This is a genomic window from Dellaglioa carnosa (assembly GCF_026948345.1).
Taxonomy (GTDB): Bacteria; Bacillota; Bacilli; order Lactobacillales; family Lactobacillaceae; genus Dellaglioa; species Dellaglioa algida.
The window spans coordinates 18,095-33,323 of the sequence record NZ_JANXLI010000009.1 but is presented as its reverse complement, the minus strand read 5'-3'; the positions used below and the strand labels follow the sequence as shown (position 1 = coordinate 33,323).

Genomic DNA, 15,229 nt, shown 5'->3' with positions numbered 1-15,229 from the left:
TTATAATTTAACGATTATAATCGCCTTTTTTTATGCGTTGATAAGTGTGATAAGATAGAGAATAAACGCTATGACGAGAAATGAAGGATGACAATATGCAATTTACGCTAACAAACAACGGTGAAGGTACAATTAGTTTAAGAAAATTTTTGATTGAGGTTGGCGTTAGTAAACGATTAATCGCTAGAATTAAACAAGGTGAAGGACAAGTTCGCGTTAATCAAAAAAATGAATATTGGGATTATCAATTGATTGACGGTGACGAAGTGGTGCTAACGTTACCTGAAGAACCTGATAATGATGCCATTCATGCGAGTGACGAACCATTAAATATCGTCTTCGAAGATGAAAACTGGCTAGTGGTTGATAAACCAGCTGGTATGGTAACTGTTCCGGGACCTTCGAATGAAGATACAACGTTGGTTAACCGCGTTAAAGGTCATTTAATTGCGACGGGTTCAAGTAGTTTGGTACCACACGTTATCACACGCTTAGACCGATTCACGAGTGGTCTTGTCTTATTGGCTAAACATGGGTTTGCGCACAGCTTAATTGCTGCTCAACTAAGTAATGGCCAATTAGAGAAATCATACTTAGCAATCGTTGCGGGTGACGTTAAAAGTGATCAAGGCGATATTAAAGAGCCAATCGGTAAAAAAGAAGGCGAAATTCGTCGTTCAGTTATGGCCGAAGGTAAGGCTTCAGAAACAACTTATAAAGTTGTGACAAGATTTCCGGACTATACGTTAGTCGATGTGAAATTAGTCACTGGTCGTACACACCAAATTCGTGTTCATTTTGATTTTATCCACCATGCTTTAGTGGGGGATGCATTGTACGATGGCCCAATGGATAAAGGGATTGAAAGACAAGCATTACATGCGGCAAAATTAAGTTTCGAAGATCCGTTTACTGGAAAAAAATTGGCCTTTGAATCTGAACTTCCAGATGACATGGCACGCTTGCTAAAATAGTAATCCAAGATTATTTATTTGGATAAAGTGATGAATTAGTATTGTATTTAGTTCGCTTTTTCTTTATTATTAATTATAGTTATAATTAATTTGTGAAAGCACTTTAAGTGAGGAAATAATAGATGAAAAAGATGATTATTCGAGGCGGTAAAAAACTGTCCGGTGAAGTAATAATCGGTGGCGCAAAGAATAGCACCGTCGCACTAATTCCTGCGGCTATTCTTGCGGATACACCTGTGCACTTTGACAGTGTCCCCGATATTTTAGATGTACATAACTTAATGAAAATATTAGATCAAATGAATGTTAAATCTGAGTTCAACGAAGGTAACTTAACAGTTGACCCTACAATGATTAAAGATGAACCTCTACCCGGTGGTGCCATTAAGAGTTTAAGAGCTTCTTACTACTTTATGGGTGCCTTATTAGGCCGTTTTGGACGCGCTATTGTTGGATTTCCTGGTGGAGATAATATTGGGCCTCGTCCAATTGATCAACATATTAAGGGATTTAAAGCGCTTGGCGCTGAGGTTATCGAAGAAGATGATGCTGTCATTATTACGAGTGGTCCCGAAGGATTAAAGGGCGCTCGTATTTTCATGGATCTTGTTTCAGTTGGTGCAACCATTAATATTTTATTAGCTGCTGTTCGTGCAAAAGGAACAACTGTTATTGAAAATGCCGCCAAAGAACCTGAAATTATTGATATTGCGACATTTTTAAACAACATGGGTGCACATATTCGTGGTGCCGGAACTGGTGAAATCAGAATTCAAGGTGTCGATAGCTTAAGAGCAGTTAATACGCACACTATTATTCCAGATCGTATTGAAGCAGGAACCTATTTATCGCTTGCTGCAGCAATGGGTGAGGGCGTGTTAGTCAAAAATGTTATCACAGAACATTTAGATTCATTTTTGGCAAAACTCAGTGAAATGGGTGTTACATTTAAGGTGAATGAAGACAGTATCTTTGTTCCTGGTGGTGACAAAATTATCCCAATCGAAGTAACAACTTCACCTTATCCAGGCTTTGCGACTGATTTACAGCAGCCAATTACTGCAGTTATGATTAAAGCCGCGGGAGAGAGTCGGATTGGTTGATACACTTTATCCAGAGCGAATTAAACACATTCCAGAAATGCAACGAATGGGCGTTAAAATCGAATCAAAAGATGGCGTTATTCGAATTAACCAATCGACTGAGTTAACAGGTCAAACGGTTTATGCCGATGAAATTCGGGCGGGTGCTGCTTTACTTGAAGTCGCTTTGATGACTAATGGTACAACTGTGATTGAAAAAGCTGAAAATATCTTACGTGGATATGATTGTGTTGTCAAAAAGATGACAAATTTATCCGCTGATGTTGAAATTATTGACGAAGATTAGGTGATTAAATGAGCGATTTTTTGACAATGGGCGAATTGAAAGATAAAACGCTTAAAGAAATATATGGGTACGCCCAAGAATATAAAATACAATATTATAGCCAAATGAACAAAAAAGAGTTGTCTTTGGCTATTTTAAGGGCCCAAGCAAAGAAACAAGGATTCATCTTAATGGAAGGTGTCTTAGATATTATTCCTAATCAAGATGGATTCGGTTTTTTGCGTCCAATTAACTATGGACCATCGCAAGAGGATATTTATATTTCCGCTTCTCAAATTAATCGATTTAATTTAAGAAATGGTGACTTAGTTGGCGGAAAAGCACGTCCACCAAAACCAAATGAACGTTATTATGGGCTAATGCACGTGGATACGGTAAATGGCAAGAACCCGGAAGAAGCGAAGGAACGTCCGCATTTCCCAGCGTTAACCCCGCTGTATCCTGATCGCCAATTAAAGTTAGAAACAACTAGTCAAAATCTTTCAACACGGTTGACTGATTTATTTGCGCCAATTGGCTTTGGTCAACGTGGACTAATCGTGGCACCACCTAAGGCTGGTAAAACGACTTTACTTAAGGAGATTGCTCAAGGAATTACCGAGAATCATCCTGAAGTAAAATTAATTGTGTTACTAATTGATGAACGTCCTGAAGAAGTGACTGATTTGGAACGGTCGATTAAGGGTGATGTTGTTTCGTCAACGTTTGATCAGCAACCTGAAAATCACGCGCGTGTTTCTGAATTAGTTTTAGAACGTGCTATGAGATTGGTAGAAGATAAACAAGATGTTGTTATCTTGATGGATTCAGTGACTCGTTTAGCTAGAGCCTATAATTTAACGATTCCACCAAGTGGTCGAACGTTGTCTGGTGGCATCGATCCGGCAGCCTTTTATCGACCAAAAAAATTCTTTGGAGCCGCGCGTAATATTGAAGAGGGCGGTAGTCTAACGATTCTAGGAACTGCTTTGGTTGATACTGGTAGTCGAATGGATGATGTTATTTATGAAGAGTTTAAAGGGACTGGTAATATGGAATTACAGCTCTCAAGAGAACTTGCAGAACGTCGAATTTTCCCCGCTGTTGATTTAAAGAAATCAAGTACGCGTAAGGAAGAATTATTGTTATCTAAGAAGACCATCGAAGATTTATGGCAGATTAGAAAGACAATGACTGGAGATTCGTTGGGTGCAACAGAACGCGTTATCCAAAGAATGAAAAAAACAAAAAATAATGCTGAATTTTTAAATGGGTTAACAAAAACGAGCAAATAAAAATTAATTGTAAAATGAGTTCATTCATGTTAAAATTGTGCATGTTGCAATATAAAGAATAACTCTAATCCAGCAGATGGATTAGGGCAAAGGAGAATACTTACTTATGAAAAAAGAAATCCATCCAGATTACCACGAAGTTGTATTTATGGATACTACTTCAGGTTACAAATTTATCTCAGGTTCAACAAAACATTCAGAAGAAACAGTTGAAATGGAAGATGGCAAATCATACCCATTGATTCGTGTCGAAATTTCATCGGATTCACATCCATTCTATACTGGACGTCAAAAATTCACACAAGCCGATGGCCGTGTGGATCGTTTCAACAAGAAATATGGTCTTGCAGACGCAAACGCTGCAAAGTAAGAACTATTTCCAAAAAGAGGGAGCCTATTGGCTTTCTCTTTTTTTGTACAAAAAAATAGCAATGCCCTTTTTAAGGACACTACTATTTTACCTTTTTCGCGTACATGCCTTTTGTTACATACATCACCCAGACAAGGTTAATACCAACTAAAATGGCGGTTGAGACGAAGACGCCCTTGTAGTCAAAGACACCAGAAACGGTTGAACCAATCATGGGGCCAACGACTGATCCCATGGCCTGAAATGATTGGTTATAACTGAACACCCGTCCAGTAAATTCTGCCGGTGTATTTTTGGTTAAAATTGTTTGAACTGCAGGTAACATTGCGGCATCGGTAATCCCAATTAAGAAACGAAGACCACCAAGTTGCCAGACATTAGTTACTAAGGACATTGGAATGAAAATGAAGATTGCTGCAATTAACGCAATTTTTAAAATACGTTCAGTTCCAATTTTATCGCCTAAGATACCTAAACGAGGAGCAGCAATTAACGTCGCTATTCCTGGAATAGACGCAACACATCCGCTAATGAATGTAATGTTACCGACATTATGCAGTAATTCTCGGACATATAGGCTGAGAATTGGGCTAATGGAGTAATTTGATGCTTGAATAATCAATGTTGTTACAAACATCCCAATAATCAATTTAGGATGATGCAACGTTTGGAAAATTTCTTTTGACGTATGCATTTCACCCTTTTCAACTGGGGTAAAGTGTTCGTGCACAAAGAAATAACTCAGTAAGAAAACAATTAATAAGATAATAGCGGTGATGAAGAAGGTCACTCGATAACCAAAAATCCCTGCTATTGCGCCACCAATCAGTGGGCCGAACAAGGTACCGGTAACACTACCCGTAACTAAAATTCCAAGCGCTTTGCCACTTTGGCGTTTAGGTGTTTCTGTTGCAATTAACGCCTGTGCGTTACTAATATAACCGGAAAAAACCCCTTGTAACAAACGTAATGCAATCAATTGATAAACGTTACTAACAAGCCCCATCAGACCTAAAACAATGGCCATTCCGAATGAAGCTCTTAAAATCATTAATTTACGACCTTTTCGATCAGCTAAACGACCCCATAAAGGGGAAACAATGGCGGTAATTAGAAATGTAGAAGAATAGGTAATACCGCTATAAAAATTTAATTCAGTTTTACTAAAGTCACCTAATGTATCAATGTAAAGTGACATGAATGGCATGATTAAACTAAAAGCGACACCAGCCATGAATGTACCAAACCATAAAACAAATAAATTTTGTTCCCAGGGTTGTCTAGGACGAAAAAATGTTGATTTTAGCGAAGTCAACAAATCAAATAGTCCCCCTCAAGATATTTTTAATAATTACAATCATAACACTAAACAAGAATAAAAGTTATATGGTAAAATAGGGATTAGCAGAAAAACGGGGGGTAAAAATGAAAAAAAATAAAACAGATAAAAAGGGTCGTTGGAAGAAGCATCTAACAACCACCTTATTGTTAATCTTATTGTTATTAGGACTTTCGTTAGTTTTTAATGAACAAATTAAAAGTTTTTTAGTTGGCGATACGCACCCAACAATTAATGCCGCTCTTGTTGATAAAAATAAAAATAAAAAAGCGTCATTTGATTTTAGTGAAGTAAAAAGTTTAAATACGGCAGATGTTTTAAAGGCAAAAGTGAATGAGAAAGATCTCGTTTTACTCGGAGAACTTAGCATTCCAGATGTCTCACTGAATTTGCCAATTGCCAAAGGTGTTAGCACTAACACATTAGCACTTGCAGCCGGAACCTTAAAAGAAAACGAAAAAATGGGTGAAGGTAACTACGCACTTGCCGGACATCATATGATTAATGAAGGCCTACTTTTTAGCCCATTAGTTCAGATGAAGTTAGGTCAAAAAATCTATTTGACGGATGCCAAAAATATTTATGAATATACGACAACTAAGAAAAAATATATTAAAGCAACAGATGTCCAAGTCATTGACGATACACCTGGTAAAACGCAGGTAACCCTGATTACTTGTGATGACACCGGTGCCGGACGTTTGATGGTTCAAGGCGAATACGTACAAAAATGGACGTATAGTGCCGCACCAAAAACGGTTAAAGATGGATTCAAAACGGTTCATAACAATTCATAAAAAAAGACCAACAAATTTTAAAATTTGTTGGTCTTTTTTTATGAAATACGAGCTTTTATTTGTTCAATCCAGTAAGGCATACCAAGGTTAACTAAGTCGTAAGTTTCATCAAAGTCACCCGTAATCCATGGATCAGGAACAGATTCGGTTTCTTTGCCTGGAACAATTGAAAGAAAGTTAACGATATTTTTTTTCTTGGATGCGGGAGCCGCTTTTTCAAGACGTTCAACATTGATATCATCCATTGCGATAATTAAATCACTATTGATGAAATCCAAGTAGCTGACCGGACGTGAAATTAACCCATCAGTTGGAATGTTATGTTCAACTAATTTTGCAATGGTCCCTTCATGAGCACCATTTCCTTCTTGTGAAGAACTTGTACCAGCAGAATCAACCGTTACTTGGTCAGAAAGATTTAAATTGTTTAATTCATTTCGCAACATCGCCTCAGCCATTGGTGATCGACAAATGTTTCCCATACATACAAATAATACCTTCATAATTAACACACTCCTTTACAAATTTTCTAATAATGCTATTATGCCATAATAATCATATTAAATAAAATCCGTTGACTAAATTAGCTTAAACGTTAGGTTAATTGCTTTCTAAAAAGGGCGAACTTTGGTATGATATATGGGTATAAGAACCGAAAATAAACATTTTATATTAAAGAGGAGACTGAAAATTATGACAATGATCGTTATCGGAGTTATCGTAGTACTTTTGATTATTATGTACGTTAGTGGATACAATGGTTTGGTAAAAGCTAAGATTCGTACCGAGGAATCATGGAGCCAAATTGATGTGCAATTAAAACGTCGTAATGATTTAATTCCTAATTTGGTCTCAACTGTTAAAGGGTATGCAACTCATGAAAAAGAAACGTTTGCTAAAGTGGTTGAATTACGTAACCAATTAACGCAAGTGCCAGCTGACTCACATGAAGAAACGATGGAAGTTTCTAATCAATTGAGCCAGTCATTGAAGAGCATCTTCGCTTTATCTGAAAGCTACCCAGATTTAAAAGCTAACACAGAATTTACTAAGTTAATGGAAGAATTATCAAATACAGAAAATAAAATTTCATATTCACGTCAATTATTTAACTCAACTGCAGCAAGTTTAAATGCAAAAATTCAATCATTCCCATCAAATATTGTTGCGGGAATTCATCATTTCACTAAAGTGGACTACCTTGCAGTTCCTGAAACTGAAAAGGCTGTACCAAACGTTTCATTTGATTAAGAAGTTAGGAGATAACTATGCTATATGATCAAATCGCGCAAAATAAGCGCAAAACGGTTTACGTTTTAATTGGTTTTGTATTATTGATGGTTGCGATTGGTGCTGCTGTTGGTTACGTCTTTTTCAATAGTGCTATTTCTGGATTATTGATGGCAACCGTTATTGCTGTCGTTTATATGGGATTGATGATTTCACAATCAACTAGTGTTGTCATGAGCATGAATCATGCGACTGAGGTGAAATCCGTTGATGATGCGCCTGAACTATGGCATGTTGTAGAGGATATGGCAATTGTTGGACAGGTTCCAATGCCGAAAGTCTTTATTATTGAAGATGCAAGTCCTAACGCGTTTGCGACTGGAAATAATCCAGAACATGCGGCTGTCGCAGCAACAACCGGATTACTTAATCGACTTAATCGAGAAGAATTAGAAGGCGTTATGGCACATGAAATTTCTCATGTACGTAATTATGATATCCGCTTGTCAACAATTGCATTAGCACTGTCAGCGGCTATCTCGTTATTGGTTAATATTGGTATGAACTCTTTCTGGTGGGGCGGTGGCCGTCGTCGAAGTAATGATGATCGAGAAGGTGGTGGCTCATTGGAAATTATTTTAATGATTCTATCAGTACTGTTGGTTGTTTTAGGACCAATTGCGGCAACTATCGCGCAACTGGCTCTTTCTAGAAACAGAGAATATTTGGCTGACGCTTCTGCTGTGGAATTAACGCGTAACCCACAAGGATTGATTCATGCTTTAGAAAAAATTTCTAATAGTGAACCAATGGAACGGGCTGATCCAAGTAGTGCGGCACTGTACATTTCAAATCCATTGAAGAAGAAAACGTCTGGATTATTCCAAACGCATCCACCAATGGAAGATAGAATTGCGCGTTTAGAAGCAATGTAGTGACTATTTTATAAAATGGGGATGATAGTGGTGAGAGACAATTTAGTCTACATTCATGTTGAAACGGTTTCTCATTTGATTTTATCTTATGGGATTTCTAGAACAGATTTCATAACGAGCATTCCCAGATTACCAACCAATATTTTATCATTGAATCCAGTGGATTATGAAAATGAAATTGACATCGCAACGGGATTTAATACGGTTACCGGGGAAGAAAATATTGCGCGTTATTTGAATAAAGGGACTACCGGGGTGAAACAAAATTGGATTGATTTTGATAGTCAAGACGATTTAGAATTAATTACGCCAAGAGAAGTATCAGAGTTTTTATATTTGGGGCATACATTTTCACATATCCAATCACCATTCTATTACAAGTTGCAGAATGATTATGTATTTTTGACATTACCTAATGACGCGTTGAAAATCTATTACCGTTACCTGAACCAGTTTTATAGTGTGTTTTCTAAATCAGTTATTCGACATGCTAATCGAGCTTATCGTGAAAAAAATGGCTTGTTCAGAAGACGACCAATGATGTTGGAAAAAGTACCTAAGTCTATTACTGAGGAACTAATGCCACTATTTGTTGAAGGCGCGGTATTAGATTTTTCAATGATGACCGTCAACAATACAAAATTATCAGTACCTGTTTATGTGATGGTGGATAGTATTTATCAAATGAAGTGGCATGAACCAACATTAGAAACGGAAAGTGCAAAATTAGTTGCTAGTTTAGACTATGACTTTTCTGACCAGGAGTGGTCTATTGTAATTTCTAATCAGGCTGCCTTTGAAGACAGTATTGTATTTTAAAAAGATAACGAGGTTTTGATGTTATCTTTTTTTATTTTTGTTGAATTTAAAAAAATGGTACAATAGGACGTGCAAAAAATGGAGGGCAATATATCGATGCAAGTTTATTTACTCTATGGTGGTAAAAGCGCAGAACATGAAATCTCGCTTTCAACTGCTTTTCAAATAACGCAAGCCATTTATTACCAGTACTATTCCGTAATTCCAATTTATATTACGAGAACAGGAACGTGGCTGCAAGGTCAGACAATTACAGAGCCTGCTAAGTTCGCGGATAATTTACGACTTGAAGAAGCGGATAAAAAAGTTCAAGCAATAAATGAACATGAAAATTCAAAAGGAATTAAATTTTTACCAAATGGATTTAACGTGGAAGATAGCGTTGTTTTTCCTGTTTTACACGGGCCAAATGGTGAAGATGGTACTGTTCAAGGATTGCTTGAAACATTGAACATACCGTATGTCGGTAACAGCGTGTTAGCGTCGGCTATTGGAAATGATAAAATCATGAGTAAATTGTTGTTCAAACAGGCCGGCATCCCGGTTGTCCCATTTGAGGCAATTGATGCGCAGGCTTGGAAGCATGATTCCGAAAGTGTTATTGCTAGATGTGAGGGTGAATTACTTTATCCCATGTACGTGAAACCGGCCAGCTTAGGATCGGGAATTGGTGTGACACAAGCAACCGATGTTGCTGAATTAAAAAATGCCATTGATGATGCTTTCTTGTTGGGTTCGCGTGTTATCGTTGAGCGCGGGATTGCTGCGCGAGAAATTGAGATTGGATTATTGGGCAATGAAGAAATTGCAACAAGTGTTCCGGGTGAGATTTTATCCTTTGATGATGTCTATGATCGCAAACTTGCGATGAAAGAGGACCACGAGGCTAGAATTCCGGTTGAACTTGATGATGAACTACTTAACAAGTTAGTCGATTTTTCTAAAAGAGCTTTCGCAGTAATTGATGGGTCAGGACTTGCTCGCTGTGATTTCTTTATTAGTGCAAATCAAGATATCTATTTAAATGAGATTACGACTATGCCCGGTTTTTATAAAAATGCAATGTACCCTAGGTTATGGGAAGCAGTGGGACTTAGTTATAGCGATTTAATTGAGGAGTTATTACAATTAGCACTTAAAAAAAATCAAGCAAACAATTGATTTAATGGTCATACGAATGTGAGGGTTTATATAATGAAAATGCAATTAACTGAAGTTGCGGGTGCCGTTGGTGCCAAGAATGAGATTAGTGATGAACCGGTCGATATTAGTAGTGTTTCTTTTGACAGTCGTCAATTAACGACTGGTAGTTTATTTGTACCAATAGTGGCAGAAAATGATGGACATGATTACATTCAAAGCGCCATTGATAATGGTGCCACGGCTACCTTATGGGATATTAATCATCAAGAAACAATGCCAACGAAAATCCCGGTTATATTGGTGGATGACACGCTAAAAGCTTACCAAGATTTAGCGAAATATTACTTGAATAAAATTAATCCCAAGGTCGTTGCGGTTACTGGTAGTAATGGTAAAACAACAACTAAAGATATGATTACAGAAATATTGAGTCAACAATATAACGTTTGTAAAACGGAAGCAAACTTCAATAACCATTTAGGTGTACCAATGACTTTATTAAGTATTGAACCTAATACTGAAATTGTTGTTGTTGAAATGGGGATGGACCATCCTGGCGAATTAGACTTTTTAAGTCGTATTGCACAGCCTGACGTCGCCGTTATTACAATGATTGGTGAAGCTCATATTGAATTTTTTGGTACGCGCGATAAGATAGCGGACGCAAAAATGGAAATTGTGAATGGATTAAAAGAGGATGGATTATTGGTTTATAACGCTGATGAGCCATTATTAAGAGAACGCGTCGCTACTATTAAACAACGGTCATTTGGATTTGGACATGGTGAAAGTTCTGATTTAAGTGTTTCTAACGTTGTTGGTAATCAAGTGATGACAAGTTTTAAAGTGAGAGAGATGCCCGATGTTAATTTTACAATTCCAATGATTGGCACATATAACGTGGACAATGCAATGGCTGCTATTTCGGTTGGTCGTCACTATCGTGTGTCTTCTGACAACATTGTAAAAGCACTCAGTGATTTCGATTTAACTAAGAACCGGACAGAGTGGTTGAAGGGACATTTAGGCGAGGCGATTTTAAGTGACGTTTATAATTCAAATCCGACAGCCGCAAAAGCAGTTATCAAAGCATTCTCAAATAGTGATGTTGAAGGTAATCGGATTGTTGTTCTAGGTGATATGCTTGAACTAGGTGATCAATCGAGTGATATGCACCTCAGCTTGGCCGATAGTTTCGATAACCAAAAAATACAAAGTGTCTATCTTTATGGGGATCAAATCGATTCATTAGCGACATCACTAAAATCAAAATATGATGATAAACATATTCATTATTATCGTTTGGATCAAAAAGAAGCAATGACGCAGGACTTGTTAGAGGCACGTACGAAAAATGATGCTATTTTAATCAAAGGAAGCCATGGCGTCCATTTAGAAACCGTTTTATCGGATTTACAGAGTCACTAGGTAGTTGCTTAATCGTATTTAAGGTGCTATTATAGTTTAAATGGTGACTCATGAAGGGTCAGACTTAAATTAATTTAACTTTACAAGACAGTAATTGACGACGAACTCTTAACTGTGTTGTGAAGGATATTAGTTTGCAAACACATTAGGAGGAATTTATACTTGAAATTTACAGAATTAGGACTATCCGATGAACTACTAAAGGCCGTTCAACGTAGCGGTTTTGAAGAAGCAACACCTATCCAATCTGAAACAATTCCAATGGCTTTAGAAGGAAAAGATGTTATTGGACAAGCACAAACAGGTACTGGTAAAACAGCTGCATTCGGTTTACCAATCTTGGATACAATTGATACAACAAAAGATGAAGTTCAAGCACTTATCATCTCACCAACACGTGAACTTGCTATCCAAACGCAAGAAGAACTTTACCGTTTAGGTAAAGAAAGACATGCTAAAGTTCAAGTTGTTTATGGTGGGTCTGATATCCGTCGTCAAATTAAAAGTCTTAATCGCGCACCTCAAATTTTAGTTGGAACACCAGGACGTTTATTAGATCATATCCGTCGTCGTACCGTTAAATTAGGTAACGTTAAAACTTTAGTTTTAGATGAAGCTGATGAAATGCTAGATATGGGATTCGTTGAAGATATCGAAAGTATCTTAACAACTGTTCCCGACGAACGTCAAACATTGTTATTCTCTGCTACAATGCCAAATGCTATTCGCCGTATTGGTGAAAGATTTATGACAGATCCTACTTTGGTAACTGTTAAGGCAAAAGAATTAACAACTGACTTAGTTGATCAATACTACGTAATTTCAAAAGATTTCGAAAAATTTGATGTTATGACACGTATGTACGATGCTCAAAACCCAACACAAACAATTGTTTTCGGACGTACAAAACGTCGTGTTGATGAATTAGCTAAAGGTTTCGAAATGCGCGGATACAACGCAAAAGGAATCCATGGCGATTTATCACAACAACGTCGTATGAGTATTTTACGCGAATTCAAATCAGGTAAACTTGATATTTTAGTGGCAACTGATGTTGCTGCTCGTGGTTTAGATATTTCTGGGGTTACCCATGTCTTTAACTACGATATCCCTCAAGATCCTGAAAGTTATGTTCATCGTATTGGCCGTACTGGTCGTGCCGGACATAAAGGAACTTCATTGACATTTGTTTCACCAAATGAAATGGATTACTTGCGTCAAATCGAAAAATTAACTAAGAAACGCATGGTAGCTTTAACGCCACCTACTGATGACGAAGCATTTGCTGGTCAAATTGAAACAGCAATCGCTGATGTTACAGCCTTAGTTAGCAAAACAGATACTAAAAAATATGCAAAACAAGCTACTGAATTAATGGCTAAGTTTGACGTTGCTGATTTAGTTGCTGCATTACTTAGTGATGTTATCAAAAATGATTCATCACAAGTACCTGTTAAGATTACACCAGAACGCCCATTACCTAGACGTAAGGGTGGCGGTGGTGGCGGAAATAACCGTCGTAGCGGTAATGGCGGTGGAAATCGTCGTGGCGGCAACGGTGGTGGTTACCAAGGCAACCGTAATGGTGGCGGAAACCGTAGTAACGGTGGAAGTTCAGATCGTCGTGGCGGAAGCAGCGATCGCCGCAGTAATGGTGGTAGCTCAGACCGTCGTAGTAACGGTAATGGCGGCGGTGGTTACCAAGGTAACCGTTCAAGCGATAACCGTAGTAATGGCGGACGTTCGAATGATAACCGTTCAAACGGAAGTAGCGCACCAAAACGTAACTTCACAATCAGAACAAAAGATTAATTTAAATATTGAAAAGAGACTCGGGAAACTGGGTCTCTTTTTTTGCTTATAATGCCCCATAGCTTACAATATTGATAGTTAAAATATAAGCGATTTTAATGCAGAAACAGCATAAATTTGATAAACTTAGTAAGGACATAATTGAAAGAAATTGAATGAAAAGAAATAGGTGATAATGTGATTTATGGAATTGGCGTTGATATATCTGATATTAAGCGTGTAGTAGAAATGGCTAATCAACATGAGCAATTTATTACTAAAATCCTCACAACAAATGAAATTAATCAATTTAACAAATTAAAAGGTAAACATAAAGACGAGTTTATTGCTGGGAGATTTTCAGCGAAGGAGTCATACAGTAAGGCTTTTGGAACTGGGATAGGCAACAAGGTTGGCTTTTTAGATGTTGAGATACTCAATAACGAAATGGGAAAACCAGTAATTATGAAACAGCCTTTTGACGGTAATGGCTTCATTTCTATCTCACACACGGATAGTTTGGTTATAACTGAAGTCATTTTAGAAAATAAAGAATAGGAGATAGTATAAATATGGTCATAGGAACTCATCGTCCAACTCAGGTTTTAGTCGATAGATTAGCTATCAAGGCGAATATTATTGCCGAAAAAGAGACGTTAACGGATGACACGGACATTTTTGCTGTTATTAAAGCAGATGCCTATGGACATGGTTTAATTGAGGTTGCTAAAACGGCAAAAGAAGCTGGCGTAAAAGGATTTTGTGTTGCAATCATTGATGAAGCAATAGCTATCCGAGAAGCCGGGTTTAGCGAACCCATTTTAATTTTAGGATTAACGCAAAGTAAATATGCACCGTTGTTGGCAGAAAATAAAATATCAGCAACCGTTTCGGAACTTAACTGGTTGAAAGAGGCCAGTGTACTGCTTAAAAAAGAACAATCAGCTCCTCTATCCGTACATTTAGCTTTGGATACTGGAATGGGAAGGATCGGTTTTAGAGAAGCTGATCCATTTTTGGAAACAATTAATTTTCTTAAAGGTAATAAGGACGTATTTAATTTTGAAGGCATCTTTACACATTTTGCGACAGCAGATTCTCCTGATGATACTTACTTCAAGAAGCAAATGGCGAAATTCAATAAATTAATGGCAGTAGTTGTTGACAGACCTCGATATGTACATGTATCTAATTCGGCAACAAGCTTATGGCACGCCGCCTGTAACGGTAATCTGATTCGAATGGGCATTTCAATGTATGGTTTGAACCCTTCAGGCGGAGAAGTAGCGTTACCATATGAATTAAAACCTGCAATGGGATTAACCTCTGAATTGAGTTTTGTGAAAGAAATTCATACGGGTGATTCTGTTGGGTATGGCATTACCTACCAAGCACAAGAAAATGAATGGGTTGGAACGATACCAATTGGATACGCGGATGGTGTGTTTCGCAACTTACAAGGATTTAAGTTACTAGTTGACGGTCAATTTTGTGAAATTATTGGTCGCGTCTGCATGGATCAACTCATGGTCCGTTTGCCATACAAAATGCCAAACGGGACAAAGGTAACTTTGATTGGAAAAGATGGTAATGAAGTCATAACTGCACAAGATGTGGCAACCTATGCCGGTACAATTCATTACGAGGTAACTTGTGCACTTTCGGAACGTGTACCGCGTGTTTATCTAAATTAATATTTATTTGGCCGGTCCCCTATGGTAAACTAGCTGTAGAATGTAA

At 37.5% G+C, this 15,229-nt stretch carries 14 protein-coding genes and 1 pseudogene; 13 read left to right on the top strand and 2 right to left on the bottom strand.

From position 1 onward, the window contains the following. The first annotated feature begins 80 nt into the window (after positions 1-80). From N0K80_RS07625 to N0K80_RS07610, 4 genes and pseudogenes are all read left to right on the top strand, one after another. Entirely contained in the window at positions 81-974 is an 894-nt protein-coding gene (locus N0K80_RS07625) for an RluA family pseudouridine synthase (RefSeq protein ID WP_112251411.1), read from the top strand. Positions 975-1,096: 122 nt separating this feature from the next. After that, positions 1,097-2,363, top strand: a pseudogene (locus N0K80_RS07620) (UDP-N-acetylglucosamine 1-carboxyvinyltransferase). Positions 2,364-2,371: 8 nt separating this feature from the next. Continuing rightward, complete coding sequence (gene rho, locus N0K80_RS07615; RefSeq protein ID WP_146302876.1) at positions 2,372-3,637, top strand: transcription termination factor Rho; 1,266 nt, start codon at positions 2,372-2,374, stop codon at positions 3,635-3,637. 106 nt (positions 3,638-3,743) lie between these two features. After that, positions 3,744-4,007: a type B 50S ribosomal protein L31 gene (locus N0K80_RS07610; RefSeq protein ID WP_057974340.1), complete on the top strand. Its 264-nt coding sequence runs from the start codon at positions 3,744-3,746 to the stop codon at positions 4,005-4,007. Between the two features lie 82 nt (positions 4,008-4,089). Here N0K80_RS07610 and N0K80_RS07605 read toward each other — a convergent pair whose 3' ends face one another. Further along, positions 4,090-5,325, bottom strand: a complete 1,236-nt coding sequence (locus tag N0K80_RS07605) for a multidrug efflux MFS transporter (protein WP_269024254.1) — start codon at positions 5,323-5,325, stop codon at positions 4,090-4,092. A 107-nt stretch (positions 5,326-5,432) separates the two neighbouring features. Here N0K80_RS07605 and N0K80_RS07600 point away from each other — a divergent pair, with 107 nt between their 5' ends. Beyond that, complete coding sequence (locus N0K80_RS07600) at positions 5,433-6,143, top strand: class A sortase (protein ID WP_269024255.1); 711 nt, start codon at positions 5,433-5,435, stop codon at positions 6,141-6,143. Between the two features lie 38 nt (positions 6,144-6,181). On the opposite strand, the gene N0K80_RS07595 is transcribed toward N0K80_RS07600, so the two are convergent. Next, positions 6,182-6,646 (bottom strand): low molecular weight protein-tyrosine-phosphatase, encoded by a 465-nt coding sequence (locus N0K80_RS07595; RefSeq protein WP_225429431.1) that lies wholly within the window; start codon positions 6,644-6,646, stop codon positions 6,182-6,184. Between the two features lie 190 nt (positions 6,647-6,836). Here N0K80_RS07595 and N0K80_RS07590 point away from each other — a divergent pair, with 190 nt between their 5' ends. The 8 genes from N0K80_RS07590 to alr all read left to right on the top strand — a co-directional run bounded on the left by N0K80_RS07590 (position 6,837) and on the right by alr (position 15,183). Beyond that, on the top strand, positions 6,837-7,394 hold the full coding sequence (locus N0K80_RS07590) for a LemA family protein (RefSeq protein ID WP_112251415.1): 558 nt from the start codon (positions 6,837-6,839) through the stop codon (positions 7,392-7,394). Positions 7,395-7,411: 17 nt separating this feature from the next. Next, the gene (htpX, locus tag N0K80_RS07585; protein ID WP_112251422.1) at positions 7,412-8,308 is read left to right on the top strand and encodes a zinc metalloprotease HtpX; all 897 of its coding nucleotides are present in this window, start codon (positions 7,412-7,414) and stop codon (positions 8,306-8,308) included. A gap of 30 nt (positions 8,309-8,338) precedes the next feature. Continuing rightward, on the top strand, positions 8,339-9,127 hold the full coding sequence (locus tag N0K80_RS07580) for a hypothetical protein (protein ID WP_269024256.1): 789 nt from the start codon (positions 8,339-8,341) through the stop codon (positions 9,125-9,127). Positions 9,128-9,223: 96 nt separating this feature from the next. Continuing rightward, positions 9,224-10,288: a D-alanine--D-alanine ligase family protein gene (locus tag N0K80_RS07575; RefSeq protein ID WP_269026242.1), complete on the top strand. Its 1,065-nt coding sequence runs from the start codon at positions 9,224-9,226 to the stop codon at positions 10,286-10,288. A 33-nt stretch (positions 10,289-10,321) separates the two neighbouring features. Then, positions 10,322-11,698 (top strand): UDP-N-acetylmuramoyl-tripeptide--D-alanyl-D-alanine ligase, encoded by a 1,377-nt coding sequence (locus N0K80_RS07570; protein ID WP_269024258.1) that lies wholly within the window; start codon positions 10,322-10,324, stop codon positions 11,696-11,698. A gap of 162 nt (positions 11,699-11,860) precedes the next feature. Then, positions 11,861-13,510, top strand: a complete 1,650-nt coding sequence (locus N0K80_RS07565) for a DEAD/DEAH box helicase (RefSeq protein ID WP_057974348.1) — start codon at positions 11,861-11,863, stop codon at positions 13,508-13,510. 177 nt (positions 13,511-13,687) lie between these two features. Continuing rightward, positions 13,688-14,047: a holo-ACP synthase gene (gene acpS, locus N0K80_RS07560; protein WP_146343041.1), complete on the top strand. Its 360-nt coding sequence runs from the start codon at positions 13,688-13,690 to the stop codon at positions 14,045-14,047. Positions 14,048-14,061: 14 nt separating this feature from the next. Further along, a complete protein-coding gene (gene alr, locus N0K80_RS07555; RefSeq protein WP_269024259.1) occupies positions 14,062-15,183 on the top strand; it encodes an alanine racemase in 1,122 nt (373 codons plus the stop codon). The last annotated feature ends 46 nt before the right edge of the window (positions 15,184-15,229 follow it).

Coding starts and splice junctions, on each gene's coding strand:
- N0K80_RS07625 (WP_112251411.1), top strand. CDS start 81: ATGAAGGATGACAATATGCAATTTACGCTAACAAACAACGGTGAAGGT.
- rho (WP_146302876.1), top strand. CDS start 2,372: ATGAGCGATTTTTTGACAATGGGCGAATTGAAAGATAAAACGCTTAAA.
- N0K80_RS07610 (WP_057974340.1), top strand. CDS start 3,744: ATGAAAAAAGAAATCCATCCAGATTACCACGAAGTTGTATTTATGGAT.
- N0K80_RS07600 (WP_269024255.1), top strand. CDS start 5,433: ATGAAAAAAAATAAAACAGATAAAAAGGGTCGTTGGAAGAAGCATCTA.
- N0K80_RS07595 (WP_225429431.1), bottom strand. CDS start 6,646: ATGAAGGTATTATTTGTATGTATGGGAAACATTTGTCGATCACCAATG.
- N0K80_RS07590 (WP_112251415.1), top strand. CDS start 6,837: ATGACAATGATCGTTATCGGAGTTATCGTAGTACTTTTGATTATTATG.
- htpX (WP_112251422.1), top strand. CDS start 7,412: ATGCTATATGATCAAATCGCGCAAAATAAGCGCAAAACGGTTTACGTT.
- N0K80_RS07575 (WP_269026242.1), top strand. CDS start 9,224: ATGCAAGTTTATTTACTCTATGGTGGTAAAAGCGCAGAACATGAAATC.
- N0K80_RS07570 (WP_269024258.1), top strand. CDS start 10,322: ATGAAAATGCAATTAACTGAAGTTGCGGGTGCCGTTGGTGCCAAGAAT.
- alr (WP_269024259.1), top strand. CDS start 14,062: ATGGTCATAGGAACTCATCGTCCAACTCAGGTTTTAGTCGATAGATTA.